This is a genomic window from Streptomyces sp. NPDC002573 (genome assembly GCF_042889625.1).
Classification (GTDB): domain Bacteria; phylum Actinomycetota; class Actinomycetes; order Streptomycetales; family Streptomycetaceae; genus Streptomyces; species Streptomyces gibsoniae.
Genome location: NZ_JBIARC010000086.1, coordinates 1 through 23,458, shown reverse-complemented (window position 1 = coordinate 23,458; position 23,458 = coordinate 1). Strand labels below are relative to the sequence as shown.

Genomic DNA, 23,458 nt, shown 5'->3' with positions numbered 1-23,458 from the left:
ACCAGCCCCCAGCAACTCGGCGGCTACACCTACGCCGCCGACAACCCCATCACCGGCAGTGACCCCACCGGCTTGATGGGCTGCGAAAGCCCTGACGAGTGCGGCGGCGGAGCCCAGCTCGGCAACAACTGGCCGACTCTGCACAGCGGCGGCAAACCGCTCAACGACCCCTCCTGGGGTTGCAACGGCTGTGACGGCAACAGCTACAACGGCAGCCACAACTACGGTGAGGACACCGGGACGTATGGCGGCAGCGGCGGCTTGGTCTCCCATGCAGCAAAGAAGGCGGCGCTCCCCGTCGGAATGGCTGCCGGGGTCTATCAGACCCTCATGTGGTACATAAATCAGTACCGCGAGAAGGCTGCGGCGAGCAGTGCGGGAAAATCGAACGGTGATTACACCCTCGTTGTGGCACAAGTTGAGACGGACGACCCCGTGGGGGAAGATCCGTTTGGGATTCGATACGTGGTCATCGCCTCCTCAGGAATAAAGGGCGAACTCAAACAAGAGCTCGAAGGCCTTGATGTGGTCGTCGTCAACGCCGAGGAGAAGGGGGTACATGCCGAGGAAGTGGCGGCTGCCTATCGAGAGGACACGGCCCTGCAAGAAAAAGACCTGGGCGGAAAAATCACTAAAGTTCGGAACGCGTACGTCACCACTCGAGTATGCGGTCCGAAATGTGCGAACGCCCTCGGGAAGTTTCTCGGCCTCAACGAAGAGGAATCCGCGCAATTGGAGAACACAAATGGCATGCTGGAGGGCAAGCTAGTCGACAAGGGATATTTGAACGCTGCCAGGAGCGCCCTCGGGCTCAAGCCCGGCCGAGGATCCGCGATGCGGGTGGTTACTCGGTATCTGGGTGGGCTGGTTGGTTCGCAGGGAATGGCAGGTGGCGCGGAAGAGGACGATAAGTGACGACCGAAATGAGCGGCGAGAAAAGCGAGCGTTTTTGTGGTAGGGTTTTTTGGTTCGCGCTTGCAGGGAAGGGCCGCTCATGCTGAGAGCTGTTGAGGTGTTGACCATCAATACGGGGCATCTGAACGCGGTGCGTCCCATGGTGGTGCCCGGTGTGGACGGGCCGGATCTCCTCGTGTCGATAACGGGGATGGAACCGGTAATTCATGCATGGGACCTCAGTACCGGTGAATCGTTGTGGTTCTCCATGGAGGAACTTCCGGGCTGTAACGACGCGGCGCTTGCAGCGCTTCCCGATGGGCGACGTATTCTGGCCGTGTCAACGGAAGACGGCGTTGAACGCTGGAACGCCCTCACCGGAGATCCTCTGGACGGTCTGGATTCGTCGGATCGGACGATCTGGGGTATGGATACAGCGGCCTTTCCGGGTGGCCGTACGATACTTCTGGGTGCAGGGCATAACCACGCCATCTATCGGTGGGACGTCGCAAGTGGCGAAGAGATGGGCGCGCCGCTTCGGGGTCACAACACTTCTGTACGGGCTGTGGGACTCATTCGTCTCTCGGTGACGGATGCCGTCATCGTATCCGGAGATGATGACGGTTACCTGAGGCGATGGGACGCGGTTACTGGTGCACCCATCGGCCTTCCGGTCGAAGGGCACTCCTCACTGGTAAAGGCTATTTGTCATCTGGTTACGGTCGATGGGAGAAGCCTGTTCGCTTCGAGTGATGCCGAGGGGGAGATCTCTCGTTGGGACGCAGTAACAGGCGAACGGGTAGGGGCTCCCCTGGCGGCCGGGTCTGACGTGCAATTCTTGGCCACCGCCTGTCCGAGTGGCACACCACTACTTTTCGCTGCGGGGGTAAGCGGCGTAATTCAGACGTGGCATGCCTATACCGGTGAGGTGATAGACCTCTCACTGTCCGGTGTATCGGTCGCCGCGCTTGATCAGCCCGACGGAACCACTCTTGTCGCGGTGGGGACGGCGCGGGGTGAAGTCGTGATTTATTCCGTTTCGGAATAAATCCTGGCCCCGCTTGGGCCCCTACGAGCTCGTAACACGATCATGTTGCTGACACGCACTGGGCGCAGCCCGAGTCCCAGCTCTAGCGATGAGAACCGGCATATCGCACATTGTCAGAGGCGTCAGGCACACTGCGCCGTATGAACTTGGTGACCGCACACGACTACGCCTGGATCCGCACCTCGCCGCTCTTCCGCCACATGATGGAGAGCGGCTACACCTTGACACTGATTCGGGGGCGGAGCCCCCAGGAGGTGCTGCATGCGATGGAGGCGGAACCGCGCGGCACCGGGGAGGGCACGGCCGGGCTGATCGAGGCGGATGACGCTCACTGTGCCGAGGTGGATTACGACTACTGGGACGAGTCCTATGTTGCCGGTGCCTTCAAAGCCCCGGGCGAGAAAGGCGACTGGACAGTTGTCCTCGGCTTCGACGGTGGCCTTGGGATGCCGTGTGCCGAGACGCTGTCGGAGGGCGGCCGGGTCGTGGCGCACTCGAGCAACGGCGGCAAGCCCATCCTGTGCCGTTCGGAAACTCATCGCTGCAGCTCACGCCGCATATCTGTACTCGTTGATCAGGCCACCCAGCACTCGGGTGTGCAGGATCCGCTGAGCGGTCGGAGCGGTCATGGGCGCTGGGTGCTCCTGGGCGAGCGGAGGGAGTTGCCCTCGAGCCTGGTGCGGGCGATGACCGTTGTAGTGCCGGGCATAGGCTTCGAGGACCTGCCGAGCATGGGACTCGTTCCATATCAGCAGGTGGTCGAGAACCTCGCGCCGCAAAGTACCAATGACCCGCTCGCAGTGCGCGTTCATCCGGGGAGCCCGCGGCGCGGTCCTCACGACCTCGATGTCGTCGGCCGCGAAGACCGCGTCGAAGGACTCGGTGTACTTCGCGTCCCGGTCCCGGAGCAGGAAACGCAGCGAGTCCACCCGCACACCCAACTCGACGGCGACGTTTCGCGCCTGCTGGACCGTCCAGGGACCGGGGGGATGTGTAGTTACTCCCGCGACGCGCAGCCGGCGTGTGCCGTGCTCGAGGAAGACCAGCGCGTACACCCGGCGCAGGTCGACCAGATCGATGTGCAGGAAGTCGCAGGCGATGATGCCCTCGGCCTGCGCTGTCAGGAGCTCACGCCACGTCGGGCCGCTGCGGCGCGGGGCCGGATCAATGCCGGACGCCGTCAGGATCTCCCAGACCGTCGTCGAGCCGACCGGATGCCCGAGCCGCTTCAGTTCCCCTTGGATCCGACGGCAGCCCCAACGCGGATTCTCCTGGGCCAGCCGCACCACCAGCGCCTTCACCACACCCGCCGTCGACGGTCTCCCGAGCCTGGCCCGTCGCTTGCTGTAGTCCCACCTCGTGGCGATCAACCTGCGATGCCACCCGAGCAACGTCCCAGGCGTCACCGGGAACACCTGCGCCCACCGGCACCGAGGAATCAGGGAGGACAGCGCCGCGAACCACAGCCGATCCGCCGGTTCATATCGCACTGGTCCCGAGAGCTGCCTACGCAGCACTGCATTCTGGTGCCGTAGAACAAGCAGTTCCGCGTCCTTGGCTGCATCCCGCCGCAGCAGCAACGCCGGGACCGCGAGCAGCTTCCGAGCCAGCTGGTACACCAGAGAAACGATCACCCGAACAGACTTCCAGCAAGCTGTCGGGGCGCGCCAGACCCACTACGAGCAGCAGCGATGAGTTTCCGAACGGCACAGGCGTGCGCGCCGGCAAAGTCCACGCGACAGGGCGCGAGGTCACGCGGGCAGGGAGGCCAGCCAGCCGGTCAGCAACTGGTTGATCTCCGCTGGGCGTTCCTGCTGGATCCAGTGGCCGCAGCCGTCGAGCAGGTGCGAGGAGACCAGTCCCGGCATGGTGGTGCCGAACGCGCTGATCGCTTCGGCCAGCCACACGGTGGACACGTCCCGGGTGCCGCCGACGAACAGGGACGGCTGGGTGATGGGGGCGCCGTCGAAGGCGGCGAGGTCCTCCCAGTCCCGGTCCATATTGCGGTAGCGGTTCAGCGCGCCCCTCATGCTGGTTCGCTCGAACTCCTCCGCAAAGACGTCGAGGTCGTCCTCGCCGAGCCAGGCGGGCAATAGGCCGACCGGGAACCGGTCGCGCATCGCCCTGCCCGGACTGACGAAGTGCGGATCGGGCGCTTCGGGCGCGGGCATGGTGTCGCCGGAGAACGCTGCGTAGAACCCCCCGAGCCAGCCGCGCACGTCGGGCTCGATCTCGGCCTCGGCCCGTCCTGGCTGTTGGAAGTAGGAGACGTAGAGCTCCTCGTCACCGCCCATGCGTGCGAAGACCTCGCTGGGCCGCGGTCCGCCGCGCGGGGCGTAGGGCACGCTGAGCAGGCCGACGGCCCGGAAGACGTCCGGCCGGACCAGAGCCGTGTTCGCGGCGATGGTCGCGCCCCAGTCATGGCCCACGATCACCGCGGACTGCTCGCCGAGGGCGTGCACCACCGCGACCTGATCCTCCACCAGTTCCAGCATGCGGTAGGCGTCCACGTGGTCGGGCCTGGACGAGCGGCCGTAGCCGCGGACGTCGACGGCCACCGCGCGGTACCCGGCGGCGGCCAGCGCCGGGAGCTGGTGGCGCCAGGAGTACCAGGACTCCGGGAAGCCGTGCACGAGCAGCACCATGGGCCCTTCGCCCTGCTCGACCAGGTGGATCCGGCCGGCCGGGGAAGGGACCAGTCGGTGCGTGAAGTCCGGGGCCTTGAACGACATGGATCCTCCAGGTCTGTTGTTCTGTGAGAAGGCAGCAAGGCTCGCGCCCTGCCGGACGATCGCTATGACTGCCTCGGGGCGATCATGCATCACGCGCCACGCGGGCCCGGTTGCTCTGTTGCCATTTCGGCAAACCGCAGTCAGCTCGTGCCCGCGCGAGCTGCAGAAGCTCCGCACCTGTCCCAGAGGCAGTCCCACGAGGACGGTCCGCTGGGCCCTGACCAGCTGCTGCAGGACGCCTGCACCGCCGCCGGGCCGGCAGGCGATCACCGGACCTGATGCACCATGACCTCGACGGCCTTGATGACGACATCGGGCCGGTCGCTGGGGACGTCGTGTGAACTGTGGTCTGCCACGACCAGGTGCCGGTTGGGTGCGGCGTTGACGAACTCCTGCTGGGCCTGGCGCCACAGTTGTGCGTCCGTGGCGGTGGGGAAGGGCGTCGTGGCGGACACGATCGCGGTGGCAGGGACCGACGCGGGCCAGGCCAGCTTGTGGTAGGCCAGGTGCACCGGCCCGTAGCCGTCGGCCTCGTCGAGGAGTTGACGGGTCGCCGGGGTCAGCGGCTGCTGCTTGAGCGCGTCGATCTGCTGCTGGTTCGTCGCGACGATCCTTTCCGTCTCCGCCGTGGAGTAGAACGGCGGCAAGCTCGCGTCCACCAGCACCGCCCCGGCCACGGCATGGGGGTGCGCACGGACGAAATAGGTGGCGATCTCGCCGGCGAGCGAGTGCGACACCAGGACCATGTTCTTCGTCACGCCGAGCTGGGCCAGCCCATGGGCGAGGTCCGCGGCGGCGTTCGGTGCCCGCCAGGGTCCCGGGACGTAGGGGCTCTTCCCTTCTCCGGAGCGGTCGTAGGTGATGATCTCGGCTCCGGTCCGGCGGGCGAGGACGGGGGCGACCTTCTTCCAGTAGGAGGCATCCAGCCCACCGCCGGAGTCGAGGACGACGACGGGCAGGCGGTTGCTTCCGGGCGTCACGTAGAACTCGAGCCGGTGTCCGTTGACCGTGAGCATGCGGGTGATCGGCCGCGGGGCGGTCGTCGCGGCCTGGGAGGCGGCGGCGGTTGCGTGGGGTCGCGTCGCGTCGGCGGTGCCGCAGGCAGCGAGGCCGCCGACCACGAGTGCGGCGGCCACGAGCGCAACAACAGGCGTGCGGCGACGCGCCATCCGGGAGCTGCGGTTGTCCATGGAACTGTCCCTCCTTCGTGATCCGGGTTCCAGCCTCGCCGCTCGGAGCACCCGCCGACGATGGTGCTGAGCCCCCGAACAGAGGGGCCTATCCCCCGCGTCGAAGACGGGCTTACGCCCCGCCGGATGCGGATCCAGGCCGGCGCCTGCACCATGCCCGGCCCGGGACACTGCCGCCCAGTCGGCGGAACGCGGTGCGGGTCTGCCTAGATCGAACACGGCGAGGGCGCAAGCCGAACCAGCTCGCCTTCATCGCCATCGATCCGCATGAGTGCTCGCTGCCGCACGGCGTCATCCGTGCGACAGGGGACCGACCTGCCGCCTCCCGCCCCGCCTGAACGGACGTCAGGCGGGCACCAGCTTGGAGCTGTCGAAGCCCCCGGTGACGCCATCGACACCGTTGAGCGGCGAGATGGACTCGAACAGGGCGGGAGGCGCCACGGGCGTGGCGAGCAGGGCGCCCATTCGGGGGATCTGCTGGGCCACGCTCGCGCTGTGCCGCCTGAACGCCTCGGTCGAGTCGAACGCCTGCAGGACCAGCAGCCGTGCGTCGGCTTCGTCCTGCGCGCGGTGGACGGAGTAGTGAAACATCCGGGCTCGGCCCTGATCTGCGAAGCCAGTTCGGCCAGCAGAGCGAGAAGGCCGTCCCGCTGCCCGGGCTTCGGCTCGAGTATGGAGACCGCGACGACCCCGTCGGCCTGCGCTGCCCGGCCTGCCCGCAGCGCGGCCAGCACCGCGTCGGCCTCGGCCCGGGTACCCAGATGGATCTCCCGGCTGCCCTGCGAAGCGGTGGCCGAGGTCGCGACCGCGACTGCACCCACCTGGTCGGCGCTGATCCAGTCCGGGGCGGCCGAATCGGTGAGACGCGTCCGGCCTGGTCCGAGAATCAACGCGAACATCCGCTTCGCGCCGTCGAGTTCGGCCTCCAGGACCTGCCGCATCATCAGCAGGGCCGCCTGCTCCATGCTGACCAGCCCGCTGCCGGGGACCGGCGTGACCACGGAGGCGCCGAGGACCAGCGTGTGGCTGCCGCGCGGGTTCAGCCGGGGCAGGACCGCCCGCGCCACGGCCATGTGCGCGGTCGCCAGCCCGATGAAAGCGTCCGCCCAGTCGGCCTCGTCGATCTCCCACAGACGCCTTCCTGCCCACCACCCGCCGATCGGGGCCACGACATGGTCGATGCCGCCGAGCCTGCCTTCCATCTCCGCCGCCAGTCGCTCGGCGCCGGCGAAGCTCGTGTAGTCGTGGACCACCAGGTGCAGTCGGTCGGTCGCCGCCTCGCCGAGCAGGCGCCGGAACTCCTCGGCCCGCTCGGGCGACCGGGTCGGGCCGTCGCGCGCCGACTTCGCGGTCCTGGCCACCCTCGAGGAGCACGGGGACCTCAGCCAGGCCGACATCGGACGTCATCTCGGACTTGACCGCAACGACGTGAACGGCATCCTCAATCGGCTGGAGGGCGCCGACCGCATCCACCGCCGGCCCGACCCTCCAACCGACGCCGCAACATCGTCACCCTCACCCCCGTGGGCCGACAGCACCTCGAAGAACTCCAGCGCCACAGCGACGCCGTCCAGGAGGAGCTCTTGGCCGGGCTCGACCGTGCCGAGCAGCGGCAGCTCCAGTCCCTGCTGACCAAATTGATCGACGACCACGGGCCGCAACCGGCCTAGAGTGCCTCGCCGACGGCCCGCCGCTCGGGGACGGGTGCCAAACGGCGTCGGGATTCGGATCATCTTCTGGTAGGTGAACTCCCGCAGCGTGTCGACGGCGTGCTCGCAGCCGTAGCCGCTGTGCTCGGTGCCGCCGAAAGGGGTGCCAAGGATGCCTCGGAAGTAGTTGTTGACCAGCACCATCCCCACCTCCAGCCGCCGGGCGACACGCAGAGCGGTCGCACCGTCACGGCTGCACACGCTGGCCAGCAGTCCGTAAGCAGACTCGTTGGCGATCTCGACGGCCTTGTCCTCCGAGGCGCAGGAGGTAACGACCGCCGGCCCGAAGATCTCCTCCGTCGCAACGCGCATGGTCCGGGTCACGCCGGTGAACACGGTCAGCGGGACGAAGAACCCCTGAGCGAGCGCGGGGTCCTGCGGCACGGCGCCCTGCGCGGCGATCGCTGCTCTCTTGGCCTGACCGAAGCGGATGCAGTCGAGCACGCCCCTGCCGCACCGAGGCCCGGCCGGTGGGGCGGCGGATCCCTCGGTCGCGAGGACGACGACGAAGGCCGACGCCGACGCCCCGGCCGACAACAACGTGACGAAGCGCTGTCGCCGAGCTGCGGTCCGGAAGACGCCGCGGGATCCGGTCGGAGCGTGTGACGTCCCGACCCCGTCAGCTGCTGGGCGGGTCCGGCTGGCCAGGTTCGGTGGTCGCGGCGGCGTAGCGGCGGGCGAGTGTGGTGCAGGCTTCGTGGAGGGCCGGCGGGCCGATGACGTGCAGGTTCACGTCGAAACGGCCAAGGCTTGCAGCAAGGGCGGTCCAGGACCAGGATCCCGTGATGACGCGGCATCGCGTGGGCCCGAGCGGTTCCACGATGCCGTCGGCGGTGTGGGGCACGACTTCTGAGGCGGGGAGATCCAGGATGGCCTCGCCCTGGCAGGGCCAGGCGGCAACAGCGTCGTCGGAGCCCCGGAACCGGCCGGTGACAAACGCGGACACGTCCCCGCCCGGCACCTGACGCACGGTGAAACGCGGACCGGTCGGCGTACGTGGGGTCATGCGGTCGGTGCGGAAGGTGCGCCAGTCGTCGCGGTCGAGGTCCCAGGCCAGCAGGTACCAGTGGGTGCGCCAGGCCACGAGGTGATGGGGCTCCACGCGGCGTCGCTGTGGTGCGGTCTCCTGGGGTGGGCTGTAGACCAGACGCAGTACTTCGCGGCGCTGGATCGCGGTGCTCACGGTGGTGAGCAGATCCAGGGCCTGAGCCGGTGGGGCGCCGGGATCGGGTGGGCGGACGGTGGTGACCTGCAGTGCGTCGATGCGCTGCCGCAGGCGCGCAGGCAGGACGTTCCGTAGCGTCGCCAGCGCCCGGTCGGCGTCCTCCGCGATCTCGGGGTGGGCGGTGCTCTGCAGCGCGACGGCCAGAGCGATGACCTGCTCGTCGTCGAAGAGCAGCGGTGGCATCTGCGAGCCGGGGCGTAGCCGGTATCCGCCGCCCGGGCCCTTGTCCGTGGCGACCGGGTAGCCCAGCGCGCGAAGGCGGTCGATGTCACGGCGCACGGTGCGCACGGCGACCTCCAGCCGCTCGGCCAGGTCGTCTCCGCTCCACTCCGGCCGTGCCTGGAGCAGGGAGAGCAGGGCCAGGAGCCGCGAGGACGTCTTCTGCATGCCTCCATCATGCGACAAGTACAGGACACAACCTGTCCTGTACTGCTGCCATGCTCGCTCACAGATTCAAGGGAAGGGCATTTCGCCCGTCATCCGCATGTGCCTCATCCGGCGCATTTCCAGGTAGGAGCAGCCCATGTCCGTCACCACCACCACGCATCTGAACTTCCGCGGCTCGGCCCGTGAGGCGCTGGACTTCTACCAGTCCGTCTTCGGCGGGCACACCGTCGCGGTGACCTACAAGGACGCCGGCAACGTTCAGAACGAGAACGAGGCGGACTGGGTGATGTGGGGCCAGGTCGTCGCCGACAACGGCTTCCACGTCATGGCCTACGACGTGCCCTCAGCGATGCCGTACGAGCGGGGTGCCAACCCGTTCTTCGTGTCCGTGCGCGGCGAGGAGGCCGACGAGATCAGCGCCCTGTGGCAGCGACTGGCGGATGGCTCGGACGTGCTGCGCCCGCTGGAGCCCGCGGCATGGGCCCCGCTGTACGGCATGCTGACCGACCGCTTCGGCGTGACCTGGGTCCTGGACGTCACAGCCCCCTACAACGGCTGACCCACCCCGGGGCGGGCACCCAAGAGCGGTTGCCCGCCCCGCTCATCTTCGCCATCAGCACGCCGACGACAGTCGGCACACAAGGGAAGTCGACCCTCTTATGCGCATGCGTCAGCTCGGCCGGACCGGCATCGAAGTCAGCGCCTACTGCCTGGGCACCATGATGTTCGGCTCGAACGGAAACCCGGATCACGACGCATGCACCCGCATCGTGCAGCGGGCCCTGGACGGCGGCATCAACTTCATCGACACGGCCGACGTCTACGGATACAGCGAGACCGAGCAGATCCTCGGCCGCGCCCTCAAAGGCCGCCGCGAGGACGTGGGCCTGGCGACCAAGTTCAACGGCCCCATGGGCGATGGCCCCCATCACAGCGGCAGCTCACGCCGCTGGATCATGAAAGCGGTCGAGGGCTCACTACGCCGCCTGAACACCGACTACATCGACCTCTACCAGATCCACCACCCCGACCCTCACACCGACATCGAAGAGACACTGTCCGCCCTCACCGATCTGGTCCGATCCGGCAAGGTCCGCGCGATCGGCTCTTCCAACCTCCCCGCGAGCGAAATCGTGGAGGCCCACTGGGTCAGCGAACGCCGCGGCCTGCACCGGCTGCGCACCGAACAGCCCACCTACTCCATCCTCAACCGGGCGATCGAGCGCGAGATCCTCCCCGTCGCCCGCCGGTTCGGCATGGGCGTGCTCGTGTGGAGCCCGCTGGCCATGGGCCTGCTAACCGGCCGCTACCGCAAGAACGACGCCCCGAGCAGCAACGCCCGCATGCACTGGGTCCCCGGACACCTGACCGACCCCCGCAAGCTCGACGCCGTCGAGCAGCTGATCCCCCTCGCCGAACAGGCCGGCCTGCCGCTCACCCACCTGGCCATGGCCTTCGCCACCTCCCACCCAGACGTCACCTCGGCCATCATCGGCCCCCGCACCCCCGACCAGCTCGACGACCTGCTGGCAGGCGCCGCAACCGTCCTCGACGACGCCGTCCTGGACCGGATCGACGAAATCGTCCCGCCGGGCACCGACATCGGCCCGCTCGACGTCTCCTACCAGCCCCCCTCCCTCACCGTCACCGGCCTGCGGCGTCGCCCCAGCGCCGAGCGTTCCGCGGCCTGAGACCGTGAACGTCCTGACCCAGCGCCACCTCAACCGGGCCACCCTCGCCCGCCAGTACCTCCTTGAGCTCAAGGACTGCACCGCCCTCGATGCCGTGTCCCACCTGGCCGGACTGCAGGCCCAGGCCCCGCAGGAACCGTTCACCGGCCTGTGGTCACGCGTCAGCGCGTTCACCCCCGCCGACCTGGACAACCTGCTCACCGGCCGCCAGGTCGTACGCGCCCACCTCATGCGCCGCACCGTCCACCTCGTCACCGCCACCGACGCGCTCGCCTGGCGCGCCCGCCACGACGCCATGCTGCGCCAACGCGTCCTGTCCACCTACCGCCGCGAACTCGCCGGTATCGACCTGGGCGAACTGAGCACAGCGGGCCGGGCCGTGATGGCCGACGACCAGCCACGCACCATGGGCGAACTCGTCGACGCGCTCCGCGAACGCTGGCCCACTCCGCCCCGCCGGGTGTTGGGTGAACTCCTCATCGCCGCGCTCATCCCCATGGCCCAACTACCGCCCAGAGGACTGTGGAAGAGGACCGCTGGCGTCCACAACCTCCCCCTGTCCGCCTGGCTGCAGCAGCCCGTCCCCCAACTGCCCGCGGACCCGGACGATCCGATCGGACAGGAACTCGTCCTGCGCTACCTGGCCGCCTACGGCCCCGCCACCACCGCGGACATCCGCGCCTGGAGCGGCCTGGCCGGGCTGCCCACCGCCGTCAAAGTCCTCCGCGGCGACCTCCTCACCTTCCGCGACGAACGCGGCCGCCTACTCCTCGATCTACCCGACGCACCCCGCCCACACCCTGACACCCCCGCGCCCATCCGCTTCCTGCCCGCCTTCGACAACGCGATCCTCGGCTACCAAGACCGCAGCCGCATCATCGACGACCCACACCTCAGCCTCTCCGTCGCCGGACAACGCGCCGTCCTCATCGACGGCCGCGTCACCGCCACCTGGACCACCGGCGACCGCCACCTCACCATCAGCCCCCTGCGCCGCCTCACCCAGACCGAAGAGCGAGAACTGGAGGCGGAAGGCCAGAAGCTGGCCACCTTCATGGACCAGGACATCGACACCATCCACATCGCCGATTACACCTGAACCCCAGCCCCCTGCCTGGGGCATGGGTGCCACGGCTGGACGCTGCGTGACTCTCGCTTCCATTGCGTCCCGGATACGACGTGACGCGTCCAGCAGCAGCGTCGCGACGCTGAACGCGGGCTGACACCCTCCAGCCCGCACCCAGTCTCCTTCTCGCGTCCTCACATTCGGGAACCAGCAACCGGGGCAGACGTGTTCCCTTCGTCCTCGGGCACGAGTTGCCGCGCGGAACGCCTGGTCCGGGCGTCGTTCGCCGCGCGGACGTGGCGGGACAGGATGAGCGGGTCGGCGAGCCAGCCCAGCCCGCACAGGCCCACCGTGCACAGGTACAGCAACCCGCGACGCGTCCGACCGAGGTAGAACCAATGCGCGCCGAACAGGCCAAGAAAGAACCACCACAGGTAGGCGGCCCAGGCCGACTTCACTCCGTGCGGCGTGGCCCGGTGCCCGCTGTGCCGAGGGTGTTCCGGCTCGGTCGCGACCGCCGGCGCACAGACCTGGACGGGTCCGGCAGATTCCGCCGGGGCGGTCGCGCCTGTGCGCGTCGGGCGGCTGGTGCCTTCGACGGAGAACCGCGGAAGAATCCGCTCCAGCCAGCCCGGCAGCCACCAGTTCGCACGGCCAAGCAGGTGCATCACGGCCGGGACGAGCACGGTGCGCAGCACAAGGGCGTCGATGGCGACCGCCGCACCGAGGCCGACGCCGAACTCGGCGATGACCCGCTGTCCCCCGAGGACGAAGGCGGTGAACACGCAGATCATGATCAAGGCGGCGGCGGTGATCACCCGGCCGGTCTCGGCCAGGCCGGTGCGCACCGAGCGGTGGTTGTCCCGGGTGTGTTCCCATTCCTCGTGCATGCGGCTGACCAGGAACACCTGGTAGTCCATGGAGAGGCCGAACAGGATCGCCAGCATGATCAGGGGCAGGATGGCCTCCACCGGCCCGGCCTTGCCCACGCCCAACTGCTCCGATCCCCAGCCCCACCGGAAGACCGCGACGACGACGCCGAAGGACGCGGTGGAGGCGAGCAGGTTCATCATGGCGGCGGTCAGCGGCACCAGGACGCTGCGGAAGGCGAGCAGCAGCAGCGCGCAGCCGAGCGCCACTATCACGGCGAGGAAGAGCGGCAGCTTGGCCGCGACCACGCTTGCGAGGTCGCCGGCCGCCGCTGTCGGCCCGCCGATGTAGACCTTCATGGTGCTGCCGTGTTCGGCGGGCGGGATCACGGCGCTGCGCAGGTGGCTGATCAGGGCGGTGGTGGCCTTCGCCTCGGGCGCGCTGTCCGGGGTGACCTGGATGACGCCGAGCCCGCTGCCGGCAGGGACCGGGGCGGCCTGCGCCGAGGCGACACCGGGCGTGTGGCCGAGGGTGGCCACCAGGTCGTTGAGGCGGGGTGCGTCGCCGGGTCCGCCGAGCTGGGCGACCAGGGCCAGCGGACCGTTGGAGCCGGCCCCGAATCCTTGGGCGAGCGCGTCGTAGGCGCTGCGGGTGGTCGTGCCCTTGGGATCGTTGCCGGCGTCGGCGGTGCCCAGGCGCAGTGACAGTGTCGGGATCGACAGGACCGCGATGACCACGACGGCGAGCACGCCCAGCACGGTCTTGCGGCGGGCAACCAGATCGGCCCAGCGCCCCCAGAGTCCGCTCCTGTCCGCGACCTGCGGGCGTCCGCAGGCGAGGTCCCGGCGTTGACGCTTCGACAGGAGCCCGATGCCGAACAGGCCGAGCAGGGCGGGCAGCAGGGTCATGGCTGCGGCCAGGGTGGCCAGGACGCCGATCGCGGCGCTGACCCCCATGCCGGTCAGCGGGCCGATGTGCAGGACAAGCAGGCCGAGCAGGGCGACCACCACGGTGCCACCGGCGAACAGCACCGCACGCCCCGAGGTGGCCATGGCGCGCACCGCCGCGTCCTCGGCGGAAAGACCGGCCCGCAGGTTGCTGCGGTAGCGGGTGACGATGAACAGCGCGTAGTCGATGCCGACGCCGAGCCCGAGCAGAGCCGTCACGGTCGGGGCGATGCTGCCCAGCGTGACCGCGTGCGAGAGCAGGCCGACGGACAGCACGCCCGCTCCGAGCCCGGCGGTGGCCACCAGCAGCGGCACCAGCGCGCCCAGCAGCGAACCGAAGGCAAGCAGCAGAACGATCCCTGCGGCCACGAGCGCGATCAGCTCGGTGCTCTGCGTCCCGCTGTCAGCCGCGTCGGCTACGGCCTGGCCACCGAGTTCCACCTGGAGGCCGGCGGTGCGGGCGGCCTGCGCGGTGTCGATCACCCGGGTGACGTCCACGGCGGGTATCCGGTCGGCCGGCGCGTCGAAGACCACCGTCGCGTAGGCGGTGCGCCCGTCCTTGCTGATCTGCGCCGCGCCGTCTGGTCCGTACATGCCGGCCACGGAGGTGACCGAGGGTAGTGTGGCGATCTTGGCCAGCATCACGTCGACCCGTTGCCGGACGGCGGGGTCGCGGACCGAGCCACGGCTCACGTGCACCACGATCTGGTCGCTGTCGCCCGCCTGCTGCGGTGCGGCGGACTGGAGCAGGGTCTGGGCCTTGGCGGACTCGGTGCCCGGCAGGCTGAAGGCGTCGTTGTAGGCGGTTCCCAGCATCGCGGTCGGGGCCGCGATCGCGGCCAGGAGGGCGAGCCAGAGCCCGACGACGGTGAGGCGGTGCCGGAAGCACCATCGGGCGAGCACGGTCATGGTGGAACACTCTCCTGGTCGGTCCGGATGCGGGGCCGCCTGTGTCGGCCGGCGGTTCGATGGGCCACCAGCCTGCTGTCCGCAGAGGCAGGGGGCACTGGTGCTGGGGAGCGGATCAGGGTGGGGATAGCTCCGGCCCCAGGGGGAGAAAACCCCACTGTGCGGAGCGGGCTGATCGGCCAGGCTGGAGGAATGGCGCGTGGAGGTTCCGTGGTGAGGGATGTGGTCGTGACGGCAGGGAAGAGCAAGCCCCGCGTGACCTTGCGTCCAGGCGTCACGGCACGGTCTGTGCCGCGGGAGTGCGTCGGGCTGCTGGGCCGCTCGCTGCTGCTACCGCTCGCCTCCGTGGCCGGCGCCGTCCTGGGGTGCCTGTGGATCGCGGCGGTGGCGCTGGTCCCCTTCGGGCTGGGGGTACCGATGACCCTGTTCCTGACCATCGCGGTCCGCTGGTTCGCCGACCGGCACCGGTCATGGGTCGGCCACCAGCTCGGGACCCCGATCGCCCGTCCCTATCTCCCGCCGCCGCCCGGCAACCTGCTGACCCGGGTCCAGGCGGTGCTGCGCGACCCGGCCGCCTGGCGCGACTTCGCTTGGCTCATGGCCAACTCCGTGGTGGCCTGGTTCACCTCCGGGCTGACGCTGGTGCTCTTCCTCGCCGGGCTCTTCTACTGCGCCTATCCGCTTCTGGCCGCCCTCGCCCCGCCCGATGTGTTCCGTGAACCGTTCGGCTTCTTCCCGGTCCACGGCGTGGGCGAGACGTTCCTGGTCGCCCTGGCCGGACCGGTCCTCCTGGCGGTCTGCTACGTCACCGCCCAGCCGCTGGCAGGGCTGCAGGCACAACTGGCGCGCACCCTGCTGATTCCCACCAGCAAGGCTGAACTTCTCGCGCGTGTAGGCCAGTTGACCAGGTCTCGGTCCGAGGTCGTGGACGCCGGAGCGAGCGAGCTGCGCCGCATCGAGCGGGACCTGCACGACGGTGCGCAGGCCCGTCTGGTCTCCCTCGGGATGAGCCTCGGCCTCGCCGAACGGTTCGCGGACGATCCCGAGGCCATCCGCAGAGTGCTCGCCGAGGCCCGTGCCTCCACAGCAGATGCGCTGGCGGAACTGCGGGACCTGGTGCGCGGCATCCACCCGCCGGTGCTGGCCGACCGCGGCCTGGACGGCGCGGTCCGGGCCCTCGCTCTCGCCAGTCCGGTGCCCACCGAGGCCGAGATACGGCTGCCGGGCCGGCTACCTGCGCCGGTGGAGTCGGCGGCCTACTTCGCGATCGCCGAGGCACTCACCAACGCGATCAAACACGCCCAGCCCGCACGGATCCGCATCGGCGTCGAATTCGCCCCGCTGCCCGACCGCACCGGGGGCGAGTTGCGGATCACCGTGACGGACGACGGCCGCGGAGGTGCCAGAATCGACGACGGCGGCGGACTGCACGGCGTCGCCCGCCGACTGTCCGCCTTCGACGGCACCCTGACCCTCGACAGCCCGAGCGGCGGCCCGACCCACGTGAGGATGTCGTTGCCATGCGCGTTGTCCTAGCCGAGGATCTCACCCTGCTCCGGGACGGTCTGATACGGATCCTCCATGCCTACGGATGCGAGGTGCTGGACGCGGTCTCCGACGGCCCCTCCCTGCTACGCACACTGACCACGCACCGCCCCGACGTCGCCATCGTCGACGTCCGCCTGCCCCCCACCTTCACCGACGAGGGCCTGCGCGCCGCCACCGAAGCCCGTGAACGCATCCCCGGCCTCCCGATCCTCGTGCTGTCGCAGTACGTCGAGCCGCTCTACGCCGCAGAACTGCTCTCCGACGGAACCGGGGCCGTCGGCTACCTGCTCAAAGACCGCGTGATGGACGTCGACCGCTTCATCGGCGCGGTCCGCCAGGTCGCCGACGGCGGCACCGTCATGGACCCGGACGTGGTGGCCGCCCTGCTCGGCCGCCGCTCGGCCGACCCACCCCTTCAAGCACTGACCCCACGCGAGCGCGAAGTCCTCGCCCTGATGTCCGAGGGCCGCACCAACGCCGCCATAGCCGCCCGGATGTTCATCACCGAGAAATCCGTCAGCAAGCACAGCAACAGCATCTTCCTCAAACTCGGCCTGGAACGCTCCGAAGAGGACAACCGCCGAGTCCTCGCCGTCCTCGCCTACCTTCAAGCCTGACCGACGAGGCACGGGCACACGAGCATCCGGCGGGCGGGGCGCGTGACCTGTGCGTCAGACGGAAGACGACGGGGCAAAAGGCACCGACGCCGGAAGCCACTTCAGAACCGACGGCAAGAGTGATCGCCGAACCCCGGCGCAACTACGCAGCCGCTTCTGTCTGCGGAACCTCGGCCCGGACGATCTCACCGGCCGAGGGCGCTGGTGGCGAAGCCTCGGAAGGCCGTCACCAGGGGGTTTCGGTCGTGAGCGCGGGTGGCCAACACGACGTGGCTGGGTTCGACGCCTTCGAGCGGAACCGTGGTCAAGTCGGGGCGCAGGGTGCCGGTGGCGACGGAGATGCTCACGGCCTGTCCGCCGGCGATGAGTTCGAACTGGTCCGCTGCGGCATCGATCAGCGGTCCGTCGGGGGCGGGACGGCCGTCGGGGCGGGGGTCGATGCGCCAGAAGGCGCTCGCCAGCGCGTCGGCTCCGCGTACCTTCGGCACGGGCTCGTCGGCGATATCCGCGAGCGTGACCGACGCCCGGCCGGCCAGCCGGTGGTCGAGCGGCACCACGAGCACCCGGGGCTCGTCGTACAGGGGTGTCACTTCGAGCCCGTCGGTGGGAAACGGCTGGCGGGCGACCACGGCGTCCACGCGGTGGTCCAGCAGGGCCGGGCGCGGTTCGTCCGGTGTCAGTTGCCTGATGTGCACCTCGGCGTCCGGGTGCGAGGAACGCAGCTCGCGCACCGCCGGGGTGACGATGATGCCGGGCGTGTGGCCGATGGTGATGCGGCGAGGGCGGGCGGCGGCCCGCGCGCCGGCAGCAGCGCGGTCGGCGGCGCGCAGGAGTTCCGTGACCAACGGCAGAAAAGCCTCGCCGGCCTCGGTGAGGTGGTTGCCCTGCGGCGCGCGCTCGAACAGGCTGACGCCGATCTGTTGTTCGAGGCGGCGAATCTGACGGCTCAGGGACGGCTGGGTGGTGTGCAGGGCCTCGGCGGCCCGGCCGAAGTGCCGGTACTCGGCCACCACCGTGAAACACCACGCCAGGCGCAGATCAAAAGCTGCGGCTGGCGGCTGCAAGGAATCAGGCACGTCCTCAGCCTAGCCCCCGCGCCAGCCGACCTGCCCCCCTGTCACCACCGTGACGACCGCCCTGAACAGGTGCGATACGCGCGGCGTATCGCCTGCTGCGAAACATTCATTGGACCCGCACGTACGGCCGGACCCACAGTGGGATCACAGGCCAGAGCGCGGCACCAGCGCCCACTCGGGCCCAACCTCACCTGCTTCCAAGGAGTGCATCGCCATGCGTGTTCTCGTCACCGGCGCGACCGGCTTCATCGGCTCCGCCGTCACCGCCGAGCTCATCGGCTCCGGCCACCAGGTCCTCGGGCTCGCCCGCTCCGACGCCTCGGCGGCCGCCCTCACCGCCGCCGGAGCCGCGACCCTCCGCGGGACGATCGAGGACCTCGACCTCCTGCGTACCGCCGCGGCCGAGTGCGACGGGGTCATCCACCTCGCCTTCGGCCACGACTTCGCGCAGCACGAGGCGGCGGCGCGCGCCGAGTCGGACGCCGTCGAAGCCTTCGGCGACGCCCTCGCCGGCAGCGACCGTCCTCTGGTCATCGCCTCCGGAGGACCGGTGGGCACCGAGCGGGACACCCCACCTGCCTCCGGCAGCCCCCGCATCGCCGGCGCCCGGGCCGCACTCGCACAGGCGGAGCGCGGCGTGCGCTCGTCCATCGTCCGCCTCGCCCCGACCGTCCACGACGCGAACACCTGCGGCATGGTCCAGCAACTGATCGGCACCGCCCGCGACAAGGGCTTCTCCGGCTACCTCGGCGACGGGGCCAACCGCTGGCCCTCGGTCCACCGGCTCGATGCCGCACGCCTGTTCCGCCTCGCGCTGGAGCACGCCCCGGCGGGATCGGTCCTGCACGGCGTCGGCGAGGAGGGCGTACCGCTGCGGGCGATCGCCGAGGCCATCGGCCGCCACCTGGACGTCCCGGTGAAGGCCGTCACCGCCGAGGACGCCGCCGCCCACTTCGGCTTCCTGGCCCGCATCCTCGGCAACGACATGCCGGCCTCGAACGCGCTGACCCGCGAGCTGCTGGACTGGCAGCCCGTCCACCCCGGGCTCCTTCAGGACCTGGACCAGGGCCGTTACTTCGGCTGAGGACCCGCCCCGACCCGGCACGACCATCAGGAGGGAAAGACCGATGCCGCACTACGGACCCGACAACCCCGACACGACGTACGTCCCGCACGCCTACCCGGAGGCGAGGTTCGACACCGGCGAGGTGGCCCTCAACCACGCCACGACCGGCTCCGCCGACCACCCAGCCCTCGTGCTCATCCCGCCCCAGGGCACCTCCTGGTGGAGCTACGAGGCAGCCATGACGCTGCTGGCCGACGACTTCGAGGTCTTCGCCGTGGACCTGCGCGGCCAGGGACGCTCGACCTGGACCCCGGGCCGCTACACGGTCGACAACATGGGCAACGACCTGGTCCGGTTCATCACCGGACGCGTCCGGCGCCCGGTCGTCGTCGCCGGCAACTCCTCCGGCGGCCTGATCGCCGCGTGGCTGTCCGCCTACGCGCCGCCCGGGATGATCCGCGGGGCCTACCTGGAGGACACGCCGCTGTTCTCCGCGGAGATCCGGCCGCCTTATGGCCAGGGCACCAGCCAGGTCGTCGGGCCCATGCACCAGCTCGTCAGCAAGTACCTGGGCGATCAGTGGTCAGTCGGGGACTGGCAGGGATTCCTGAAGGCGCTGCCCCGCGAGCTGCCCCCGGCCCTGCTGCGGGGCCTGGCGGCGATGTCCGGTCGCTCCGGTGGCTACTTCGGTGGCGACGAGCCTCCGCAGAGCATGAAGGAGTACGACCCCGAGTGGGCCCGCGCCTTCTGGACCGGCTCCGCCACCGCCTCCAACGACCACGCCCGCATGCTCGCCTCGGTCAAGGCCCCCGTACTGCTCGCCCACCACTACCGCGCCGTCGACGAGGAGACCGGAACCCTCCTGGGCGCCATCTCCGACCTCCAAGCCAGCCAGGCCCGCAGGCTCATCACCGAGGCCGGACAGCGATGCGACTACCGGTCGTTCCCCGACGCGGCCCACGCCATGCACGCACACAACCCACAGCTGTACGTCGAAACACTGCGCGCCTGGGCAGCCTCACTCGACTGACAGAAGCACACGGTGGACGGCAACCAGACGGCCCGCAAGGGCCACGGCCCTGTCTGGAGCACAGCGCTGCCAGGCCGGAACCCGCCTGCCGGGGCGGGAGTTCAATCGGCGAACGCGGCCACGTAGGAAGCCACGCACGGCCCTGGCGTGACCAGTGATGTGACGATGTGCCAGTCGACGGTCACCGGCGGGTCGAGCGGCACCTGGACGAGCCGCTCGGTGCGGGTACCGGCGAGTTGCTCGGCCGGCATCAGCGTCCAGCCCCCGGGATCCTGGCCCACCTCGAACAACACGTTGAGGATGTCCCCGGCAGGCGGGCGCAGCGCAGCCGCGGGCAGTACGGCGAGGATCGCGTCGTGCATCGGCGGGTCGCCCTCGCGGGCGGGAAGCCGCAGGCCATGGGGATCGAGGTCATGCAGGCCGACCACGGCCTCACGGGCGGCGGGATGGTCGCGTGCGAGCACCGCATGCAGCGGCTCGGACCAGGCACGCACCGCAGTCACCGCCGGCGAGGTAACCGCTCCGCAGACCAGCGCCAGGTCCAGCTCGCCGTCGCGGACGGCGTCGAGGCGGGCGGTCACCGGCAGGTCGACCAGTTTCGGCTCGGCAGGGCGTCCGCTCTCGCGCATGCGGCCCACCGCCCGCTCGAGGCGCGCGGTGACGCAGGAGGCCACCCCGATCCGCAGGACGGCCGCCGGATGTCCGGCGGCCACCCGCACCCGGGCCGCCGCAGCGAGGGTCTCGCGGGCCGCGGCGAGTACCCGTTCGCCGGCCGAGGTCAACCGCACCCGGCGTGAGGTGCGCTCCAGCAGGCGTACGCCGAGCTCGCGCTCGAGCCGGGAGATCTGCTGGCTCACCGCCGGCTGCACGATGCTCAGCCGTTGCGCCGCTCGCCCGAAGTGCAGTTCCTCCGCGACGGTCACGAAGTACTGCAGCGCCCTGAGTTCCACCTTCCTGATCTATCACAGGATGTGATCGCTGGTGAGGGATTCCGGTCATTGTTCGCCAAGGTCACTGCGGTTGTGATGGATACCAGCCCGCCGGAGCGGTCCAGCCCATGGGATCGGCCACGCGGGGAGATCTGAACGGAGAACACGAGTGAGCAGCACAACCCTCAGCATCATCGGCACCGGCAGGGTCGGCTCCGGGCTCGCCCGCCGCGCCGTCGACGCCGGTCTGGACGTCGTCCTGAGCAACTCGCGCGGCCCCGAGACGCTGACCCGTCTCGTCGCCGAGCTCGGCCCGCGGGCCCGCGCCGCCACCCCGGCCGAAGCGGCCGGTGCGGGTGACCTGGTCCTCGCATCGGTGCCGCTGTCCGCCCACACACGGCTGCCCCGCGCGGAGCTCACCGGCAAGACCGTGATCGACCCCATGAACTACGCACCGACGCCCGACTGGGGCTCTCCGGAGCTCGACGGCAACGAACTGACCTCCAGCGAACTGGTGCAGCGCCACCTCGTCGGCGCCCGGGTCGTCAAGGCACTGCACAACATCGGCCCCACCCAGCTGCTGAACCTGTTCCGCCCCGCCGGAGCCCCCGACCGCACCGCACTGCCCCTGTCCGGCGACGACCCGGATGCCAAGAAGGAGGTGGCCGACCTGCTCGACATCCTCGGCTTCGACACGGTGGACCTGGGCACACTGGCCGACAGCTGGCGCAGCGAACCCAACACCCCGCTCTACGCCCTCCCGTACCTGGGACAGCCACCGGCCGACCTCACCGCCGTGCAGGACGTCGTGGCCTGGGCCCAGCAGGCGCCCGGCGTGCCCGTACCCCGCGCCCGGGTCAAGGAACTCGCCACCGCCGCGGTACGCGGCCCCGCAGGATTCCGGATGCAGTAAGCAAGCGATCCGCCAACCCGCCATCATCGCCGGCCTGCGCCTCTTCCTGTCCACCCGTGGGCCGGCCCAGAAAGTGCCGGGCAGTTCCTCCAGCAGACCGATAACGATGTGGCTGGACCGTCCGGCGAGTCCGCACAAGGTGGCGAGGCGCCCGGGCGTGTCTGTGATCTTGCGTAAGTGCCTTGGGGCCATTGGACGCTGAGCCGGTCCTCGAACAAGAGGGAGAACTGGTTCAGTGCTTCTTTCCAGTGTGCGGCAACGTGGTTGGCGTCGCGCGCCTTCGGCGTGATCTGCTCTCGGACCGAGGGCCCAGCAGCGGGGTGCTGGGCGACGATCTCCCCGCCCGTGGCCAGGACGATGACCTGATGGTTGTCGGTCAGGACGGCCACGATGCGGCCGATCGCAGCGGGGTCGACGGAGTAGTCGCAGGTGTCCACGCGGACGTAGTGGTCGCGGCCGAAGCGGATCTGGAACCGCCACCAGGAGGGAGGGTCGACCGGCGGCAGCGCGAGCATCCCGGCCCGGTCGGCCTCCCAACCGGTCGGTGCGACGGGCCTACAAAGTGCGATGCCGGCGCCGGTTGGCGACCTTCCGCCAGGCGGCCAGCTGGGTGTTGAGGTAGTCCGGTCCGGCAAAGTGACGCCCTGGCAGGAAGCTCGTCTCCAGATAGCCGTTGGCCCTCTCCACCACCCCTTTTTCGCTTCTGGATCACGAGGGCGACAGAGATGGATCTTGGTGGAGAGCAAGCCCGCGAACGCCGCGAACTCACCGGTCACCCGGCCCCGGCCGACGCCTGCCTCGTTGTCCCAGACGAGCATCTTCGGCACTGCGTTCCACTCGGACAGCAGCCGCCAGTGCCCCTCGATCAGGTCCCCGGTCCGCTTCGAGGGCAGCATCCTCGCGGCGATCACCCGAGAGTAGCCGGACACCAACACCAGCACCGGAGGTCGGCCGCACTGGCCATAGCCGAGCGGGATGTCCGCCTCCGGGAACCACAGGTCGCACTGGGCCAGCTTGCCCGGCCGATACGTCGTCCGCGACACCGGATCGACCGGGGCATAGGCAGGCCGGAGCTGGCGGACCCGCTCTTTGAGGATGGTCATCCCGCGTGCCCAGCCGATCCGCTCCGCGATCACCGTGGCCGGCATCGTCGGTGTCTCCCGAAGTAGCTCGCGGATCTGCACTCCACCGCGTCGACGGCTGAGCCCTTGAGCGGTCTCTCGTACTTCGGCGGCCGGTCGTGCGCCAGCGCCCGCTTCACGGTGTTCTTCGAGATGCCCAGGTGCCGCGCGACAGCCCGGATCGGCATCTGCTCGGCCCGGTGCTACCGGCGGATCTCTGCCCAGTCCTCCACAAGGATCACCCGTCCCTCCTGTCCTTGATCAACAAGGCCAGATTCAGGCAAAGGGTACAAAGCGGGTTAATTAATACGCCATCAGTGACCCCGTTCTCGGCCGTCGACGAGATGAACCCCGGTTAACCTCGATTCGTCAGCGGTCGCGATTGCCTGATGAGATTGATGGTTCGCCCTGTTTGTCCCGCGTGATCGCGGGCGGGGCCTTCGCGTGTCGCTGCGGCTGCGCCGGGGTTCCACGGCACCCGGACGTCGTT

Annotated in this window: 20 protein-coding genes and 3 pseudogenes; 12 read left to right on the top strand and 11 right to left on the bottom strand. The window is 69.6% G+C overall.

The features are described from left to right. From ACFYX0_RS40910 to ACFYX0_RS40900, 3 genes and pseudogenes are all read left to right on the top strand, one after another. Positions 1 to 915: pseudogene (locus ACFYX0_RS40910) on the top strand (hypothetical protein); the annotation flags it as partial. Positions 916 to 994: 79 nt separating this feature from the next. After that, complete coding sequence (locus tag ACFYX0_RS40905; protein WP_388979175.1) at positions 995 to 1,942, top strand: WD40 repeat domain-containing protein; 948 nt, start codon at positions 995 to 997, stop codon at positions 1,940 to 1,942. Positions 1,943 to 2,082: 140 nt separating this feature from the next. Then, positions 2,083 to 2,448: pseudogene (locus ACFYX0_RS40900) on the top strand (DUF6461 domain-containing protein); the annotation flags it as partial. A gap of 42 nt (positions 2,449 to 2,490) precedes the next feature. Here the strand turns inward: ACFYX0_RS40900 and ACFYX0_RS40895 are convergent. The 4 genes from ACFYX0_RS40895 to ACFYX0_RS40880 all read right to left on the bottom strand — a co-directional run bounded on the left by ACFYX0_RS40895 (position 2,491) and on the right by ACFYX0_RS40880 (position 7,225). Next, positions 2,491 to 3,576 carry an integrase core domain-containing protein gene (locus tag ACFYX0_RS40895; protein ID WP_388979172.1) on the bottom strand — a complete coding sequence of 362 codons (1,086 nt, stop codon included), beginning with the start codon at positions 3,574 to 3,576 and terminating at the stop codon, positions 2,491 to 2,493. A gap of 117 nt (positions 3,577 to 3,693) precedes the next feature. Continuing rightward, on the bottom strand, positions 3,694 to 4,674 hold the full coding sequence (locus ACFYX0_RS40890) for an alpha/beta fold hydrolase (protein ID WP_388979169.1): 981 nt from the start codon (positions 4,672 to 4,674) through the stop codon (positions 3,694 to 3,696). A gap of 266 nt (positions 4,675 to 4,940) precedes the next feature. Next, positions 4,941 to 5,864, bottom strand: a complete 924-nt coding sequence (locus ACFYX0_RS40885; protein WP_388979166.1) for an alpha/beta fold hydrolase — start codon at positions 5,862 to 5,864, stop codon at positions 4,941 to 4,943. A 206-nt stretch (positions 5,865 to 6,070) separates the two neighbouring features. Then, complete coding sequence (locus ACFYX0_RS40880) at positions 6,071 to 7,225, bottom strand: SDR family oxidoreductase (RefSeq protein WP_388979163.1); 1,155 nt, start codon at positions 7,223 to 7,225, stop codon at positions 6,071 to 6,073. On the opposite strand from ACFYX0_RS40880, the gene ACFYX0_RS40875 reads away from it, so the two are divergent. Further along, positions 7,218 to 7,496 carry a MarR family transcriptional regulator gene (locus ACFYX0_RS40875; protein WP_388979181.1) on the top strand — a complete coding sequence of 93 codons (279 nt, stop codon included), beginning with the start codon at positions 7,218 to 7,220 and terminating at the stop codon, positions 7,494 to 7,496. The two genes, ACFYX0_RS40880 and ACFYX0_RS40875, sit on opposite strands and share 8 nt — an antisense overlap. A gap of 107 nt (positions 7,497 to 7,603) precedes the next feature. Here the strand turns inward: ACFYX0_RS40875 and ACFYX0_RS40870 are convergent. Next, positions 7,604 to 8,017 (bottom strand): annotated as a pseudogene (locus ACFYX0_RS40870) (aldehyde dehydrogenase family protein); the annotation flags it as partial. A gap of 175 nt (positions 8,018 to 8,192) precedes the next feature. Continuing rightward, positions 8,193 to 9,185 carry a helix-turn-helix transcriptional regulator gene (locus ACFYX0_RS40865; protein WP_388979160.1) on the bottom strand — a complete coding sequence of 331 codons (993 nt, stop codon included), beginning with the start codon at positions 9,183 to 9,185 and terminating at the stop codon, positions 8,193 to 8,195. Between the two features lie 136 nt (positions 9,186 to 9,321). Here ACFYX0_RS40865 and ACFYX0_RS40860 point away from each other — a divergent pair, with 136 nt between their 5' ends. The 3 genes from ACFYX0_RS40860 (at position 9,322) to ACFYX0_RS40850 (ending at position 11,975) form a co-directional block, all read left to right on the top strand. Beyond that, entirely contained in the window at positions 9,322 to 9,744 is a 423-nt protein-coding gene (locus ACFYX0_RS40860) for a VOC family protein (RefSeq protein WP_388979157.1), read from the top strand. 100 nt (positions 9,745 to 9,844) lie between these two features. After that, positions 9,845 to 10,876, top strand: a complete 1,032-nt coding sequence (locus ACFYX0_RS40855; RefSeq protein ID WP_388979155.1) for an aldo/keto reductase — start codon at positions 9,845 to 9,847, stop codon at positions 10,874 to 10,876. A gap of 4 nt (positions 10,877 to 10,880) precedes the next feature. After that, a complete protein-coding gene (locus tag ACFYX0_RS40850; protein WP_388979152.1) occupies positions 10,881 to 11,975 on the top strand; it encodes a winged helix DNA-binding domain-containing protein in 1,095 nt (364 codons plus the stop codon). Positions 11,976 to 12,136: 161 nt separating this feature from the next. Here the strand turns inward: ACFYX0_RS40850 and ACFYX0_RS40845 are convergent, their stop codons facing one another. Beyond that, positions 12,137 to 14,668 (bottom strand): MMPL family transporter, encoded by a 2,532-nt coding sequence (locus tag ACFYX0_RS40845; protein WP_388979149.1) that lies wholly within the window; start codon positions 14,666 to 14,668, stop codon positions 12,137 to 12,139. Between the two features lie 255 nt (positions 14,669 to 14,923). Between ACFYX0_RS40845 and ACFYX0_RS40840 the strand changes: the two genes are divergently transcribed. Both ACFYX0_RS40840 and ACFYX0_RS40835 read left to right on the top strand, forming a co-directional pair. Continuing rightward, positions 14,924 to 16,204, top strand: coding sequence for a sensor histidine kinase (locus tag ACFYX0_RS40840; RefSeq protein WP_388979146.1), 1,281 nt, complete (start codon positions 14,924 to 14,926; stop codon positions 16,202 to 16,204). Beyond that, positions 16,189 to 16,833: a LuxR C-terminal-related transcriptional regulator gene (locus tag ACFYX0_RS40835; protein WP_388979143.1), complete on the top strand. Its 645-nt coding sequence runs from the start codon at positions 16,189 to 16,191 to the stop codon at positions 16,831 to 16,833. The genes ACFYX0_RS40840 and ACFYX0_RS40835 overlap by 16 nt, the downstream gene beginning before the upstream one ends. A 185-nt stretch (positions 16,834 to 17,018) precedes the next feature. Here ACFYX0_RS40835 and ACFYX0_RS40830 read toward each other — a convergent pair whose 3' ends face one another. Beyond that, positions 17,019 to 17,909 carry a LysR substrate-binding domain-containing protein gene (locus ACFYX0_RS40830; RefSeq protein ID WP_388979140.1) on the bottom strand — a complete coding sequence of 297 codons (891 nt, stop codon included), beginning with the start codon at positions 17,907 to 17,909 and terminating at the stop codon, positions 17,019 to 17,021. Between the two features lie 214 nt (positions 17,910 to 18,123). Here ACFYX0_RS40830 and ACFYX0_RS40825 point away from each other — a divergent pair, with 214 nt between their 5' ends. Together ACFYX0_RS40825 and ACFYX0_RS40820 are read left to right on the top strand one after the other, a co-directional pair. Continuing rightward, positions 18,124 to 18,993 (top strand): SDR family oxidoreductase, encoded by an 870-nt coding sequence (locus ACFYX0_RS40825; protein WP_388979137.1) that lies wholly within the window; start codon positions 18,124 to 18,126, stop codon positions 18,991 to 18,993. A 43-nt stretch (positions 18,994 to 19,036) separates the two neighbouring features. Further along, positions 19,037 to 20,005: an alpha/beta fold hydrolase gene (locus tag ACFYX0_RS40820; RefSeq protein ID WP_388979134.1), complete on the top strand. Its 969-nt coding sequence runs from the start codon at positions 19,037 to 19,039 to the stop codon at positions 20,003 to 20,005. A gap of 101 nt (positions 20,006 to 20,106) precedes the next feature. Here ACFYX0_RS40820 and ACFYX0_RS40815 read toward each other — a convergent pair whose 3' ends face one another. Continuing rightward, a complete protein-coding gene (locus ACFYX0_RS40815) occupies positions 20,107 to 20,955 on the bottom strand; it encodes a LysR family transcriptional regulator (RefSeq protein WP_388979131.1) in 849 nt (282 codons plus the stop codon). 112 nt (positions 20,956 to 21,067) lie between these two features. Here ACFYX0_RS40815 and ACFYX0_RS40810 point away from each other — a divergent pair, with 112 nt between their 5' ends. Next, entirely contained in the window at positions 21,068 to 21,847 is a 780-nt protein-coding gene (locus ACFYX0_RS40810; protein WP_388979178.1) for an NADPH-dependent F420 reductase, read from the top strand. Between the two features lie 23 nt (positions 21,848 to 21,870). Here the strand turns inward: ACFYX0_RS40810 and ACFYX0_RS40805 are convergent, their stop codons facing one another. Both ACFYX0_RS40805 and ACFYX0_RS40800 read right to left on the bottom strand, forming a co-directional pair. Continuing rightward, positions 21,871 to 22,995, bottom strand: a complete 1,125-nt coding sequence (locus tag ACFYX0_RS40805) for a hypothetical protein (RefSeq protein WP_388979128.1) — start codon at positions 22,993 to 22,995, stop codon at positions 21,871 to 21,873. Beyond that, complete coding sequence (locus ACFYX0_RS40800) at positions 22,980 to 23,156, bottom strand: hypothetical protein (RefSeq protein WP_388979125.1); 177 nt, start codon at positions 23,154 to 23,156, stop codon at positions 22,980 to 22,982. The genes ACFYX0_RS40805 and ACFYX0_RS40800 overlap by 16 nt, the downstream gene beginning before the upstream one ends. Positions 23,157 to 23,458 lie beyond the last annotated feature (302 nt).

What these genes read in the sequence shown, in the direction of transcription:
- ACFYX0_RS40905 (WP_388979175.1), top strand. Translation starts at nt 995, where the DNA reads ATGCTGAGAGCTGTTGAGGTGTTGACCATCAATACGGGGCATCTGAAC.
- ACFYX0_RS40890 (WP_388979169.1), bottom strand. Translation starts at nt 4,674, where the DNA reads ATGTCGTTCAAGGCCCCGGACTTCACGCACCGACTGGTCCCTTCCCCG.
- ACFYX0_RS40885 (WP_388979166.1), bottom strand. Translation starts at nt 5,864, where the DNA reads ATGGACAACCGCAGCTCCCGGATGGCGCGTCGCCGCACGCCTGTTGTT.
- ACFYX0_RS40865 (WP_388979160.1), bottom strand. Translation starts at nt 9,185, where the DNA reads ATGCAGAAGACGTCCTCGCGGCTCCTGGCCCTGCTCTCCCTGCTCCAG.
- ACFYX0_RS40860 (WP_388979157.1), top strand. Translation starts at nt 9,322, where the DNA reads ATGTCCGTCACCACCACCACGCATCTGAACTTCCGCGGCTCGGCCCGT.
- ACFYX0_RS40855 (WP_388979155.1), top strand. Translation starts at nt 9,845, where the DNA reads ATGCGCATGCGTCAGCTCGGCCGGACCGGCATCGAAGTCAGCGCCTAC.
- ACFYX0_RS40845 (WP_388979149.1), bottom strand. Translation starts at nt 14,668, where the DNA reads ATGACCGTGCTCGCCCGATGGTGCTTCCGGCACCGCCTCACCGTCGTC.
- ACFYX0_RS40835 (WP_388979143.1), top strand. Translation starts at nt 16,189, where the DNA reads ATGCGCGTTGTCCTAGCCGAGGATCTCACCCTGCTCCGGGACGGTCTG.
- ACFYX0_RS40825 (WP_388979137.1), top strand. Translation starts at nt 18,124, where the DNA reads ATGCGTGTTCTCGTCACCGGCGCGACCGGCTTCATCGGCTCCGCCGTC.
- ACFYX0_RS40820 (WP_388979134.1), top strand. Translation starts at nt 19,037, where the DNA reads ATGCCGCACTACGGACCCGACAACCCCGACACGACGTACGTCCCGCAC.
- ACFYX0_RS40805 (WP_388979128.1), bottom strand. Translation starts at nt 22,995, where the DNA reads ATGCCGGCCACGGTGATCGCGGAGCGGATCGGCTGGGCACGCGGGATG.
- ACFYX0_RS40800 (WP_388979125.1), bottom strand. Translation starts at nt 23,156, where the DNA reads ATGCCGATCCGGGCTGTCGCGCGGCACCTGGGCATCTCGAAGAACACC.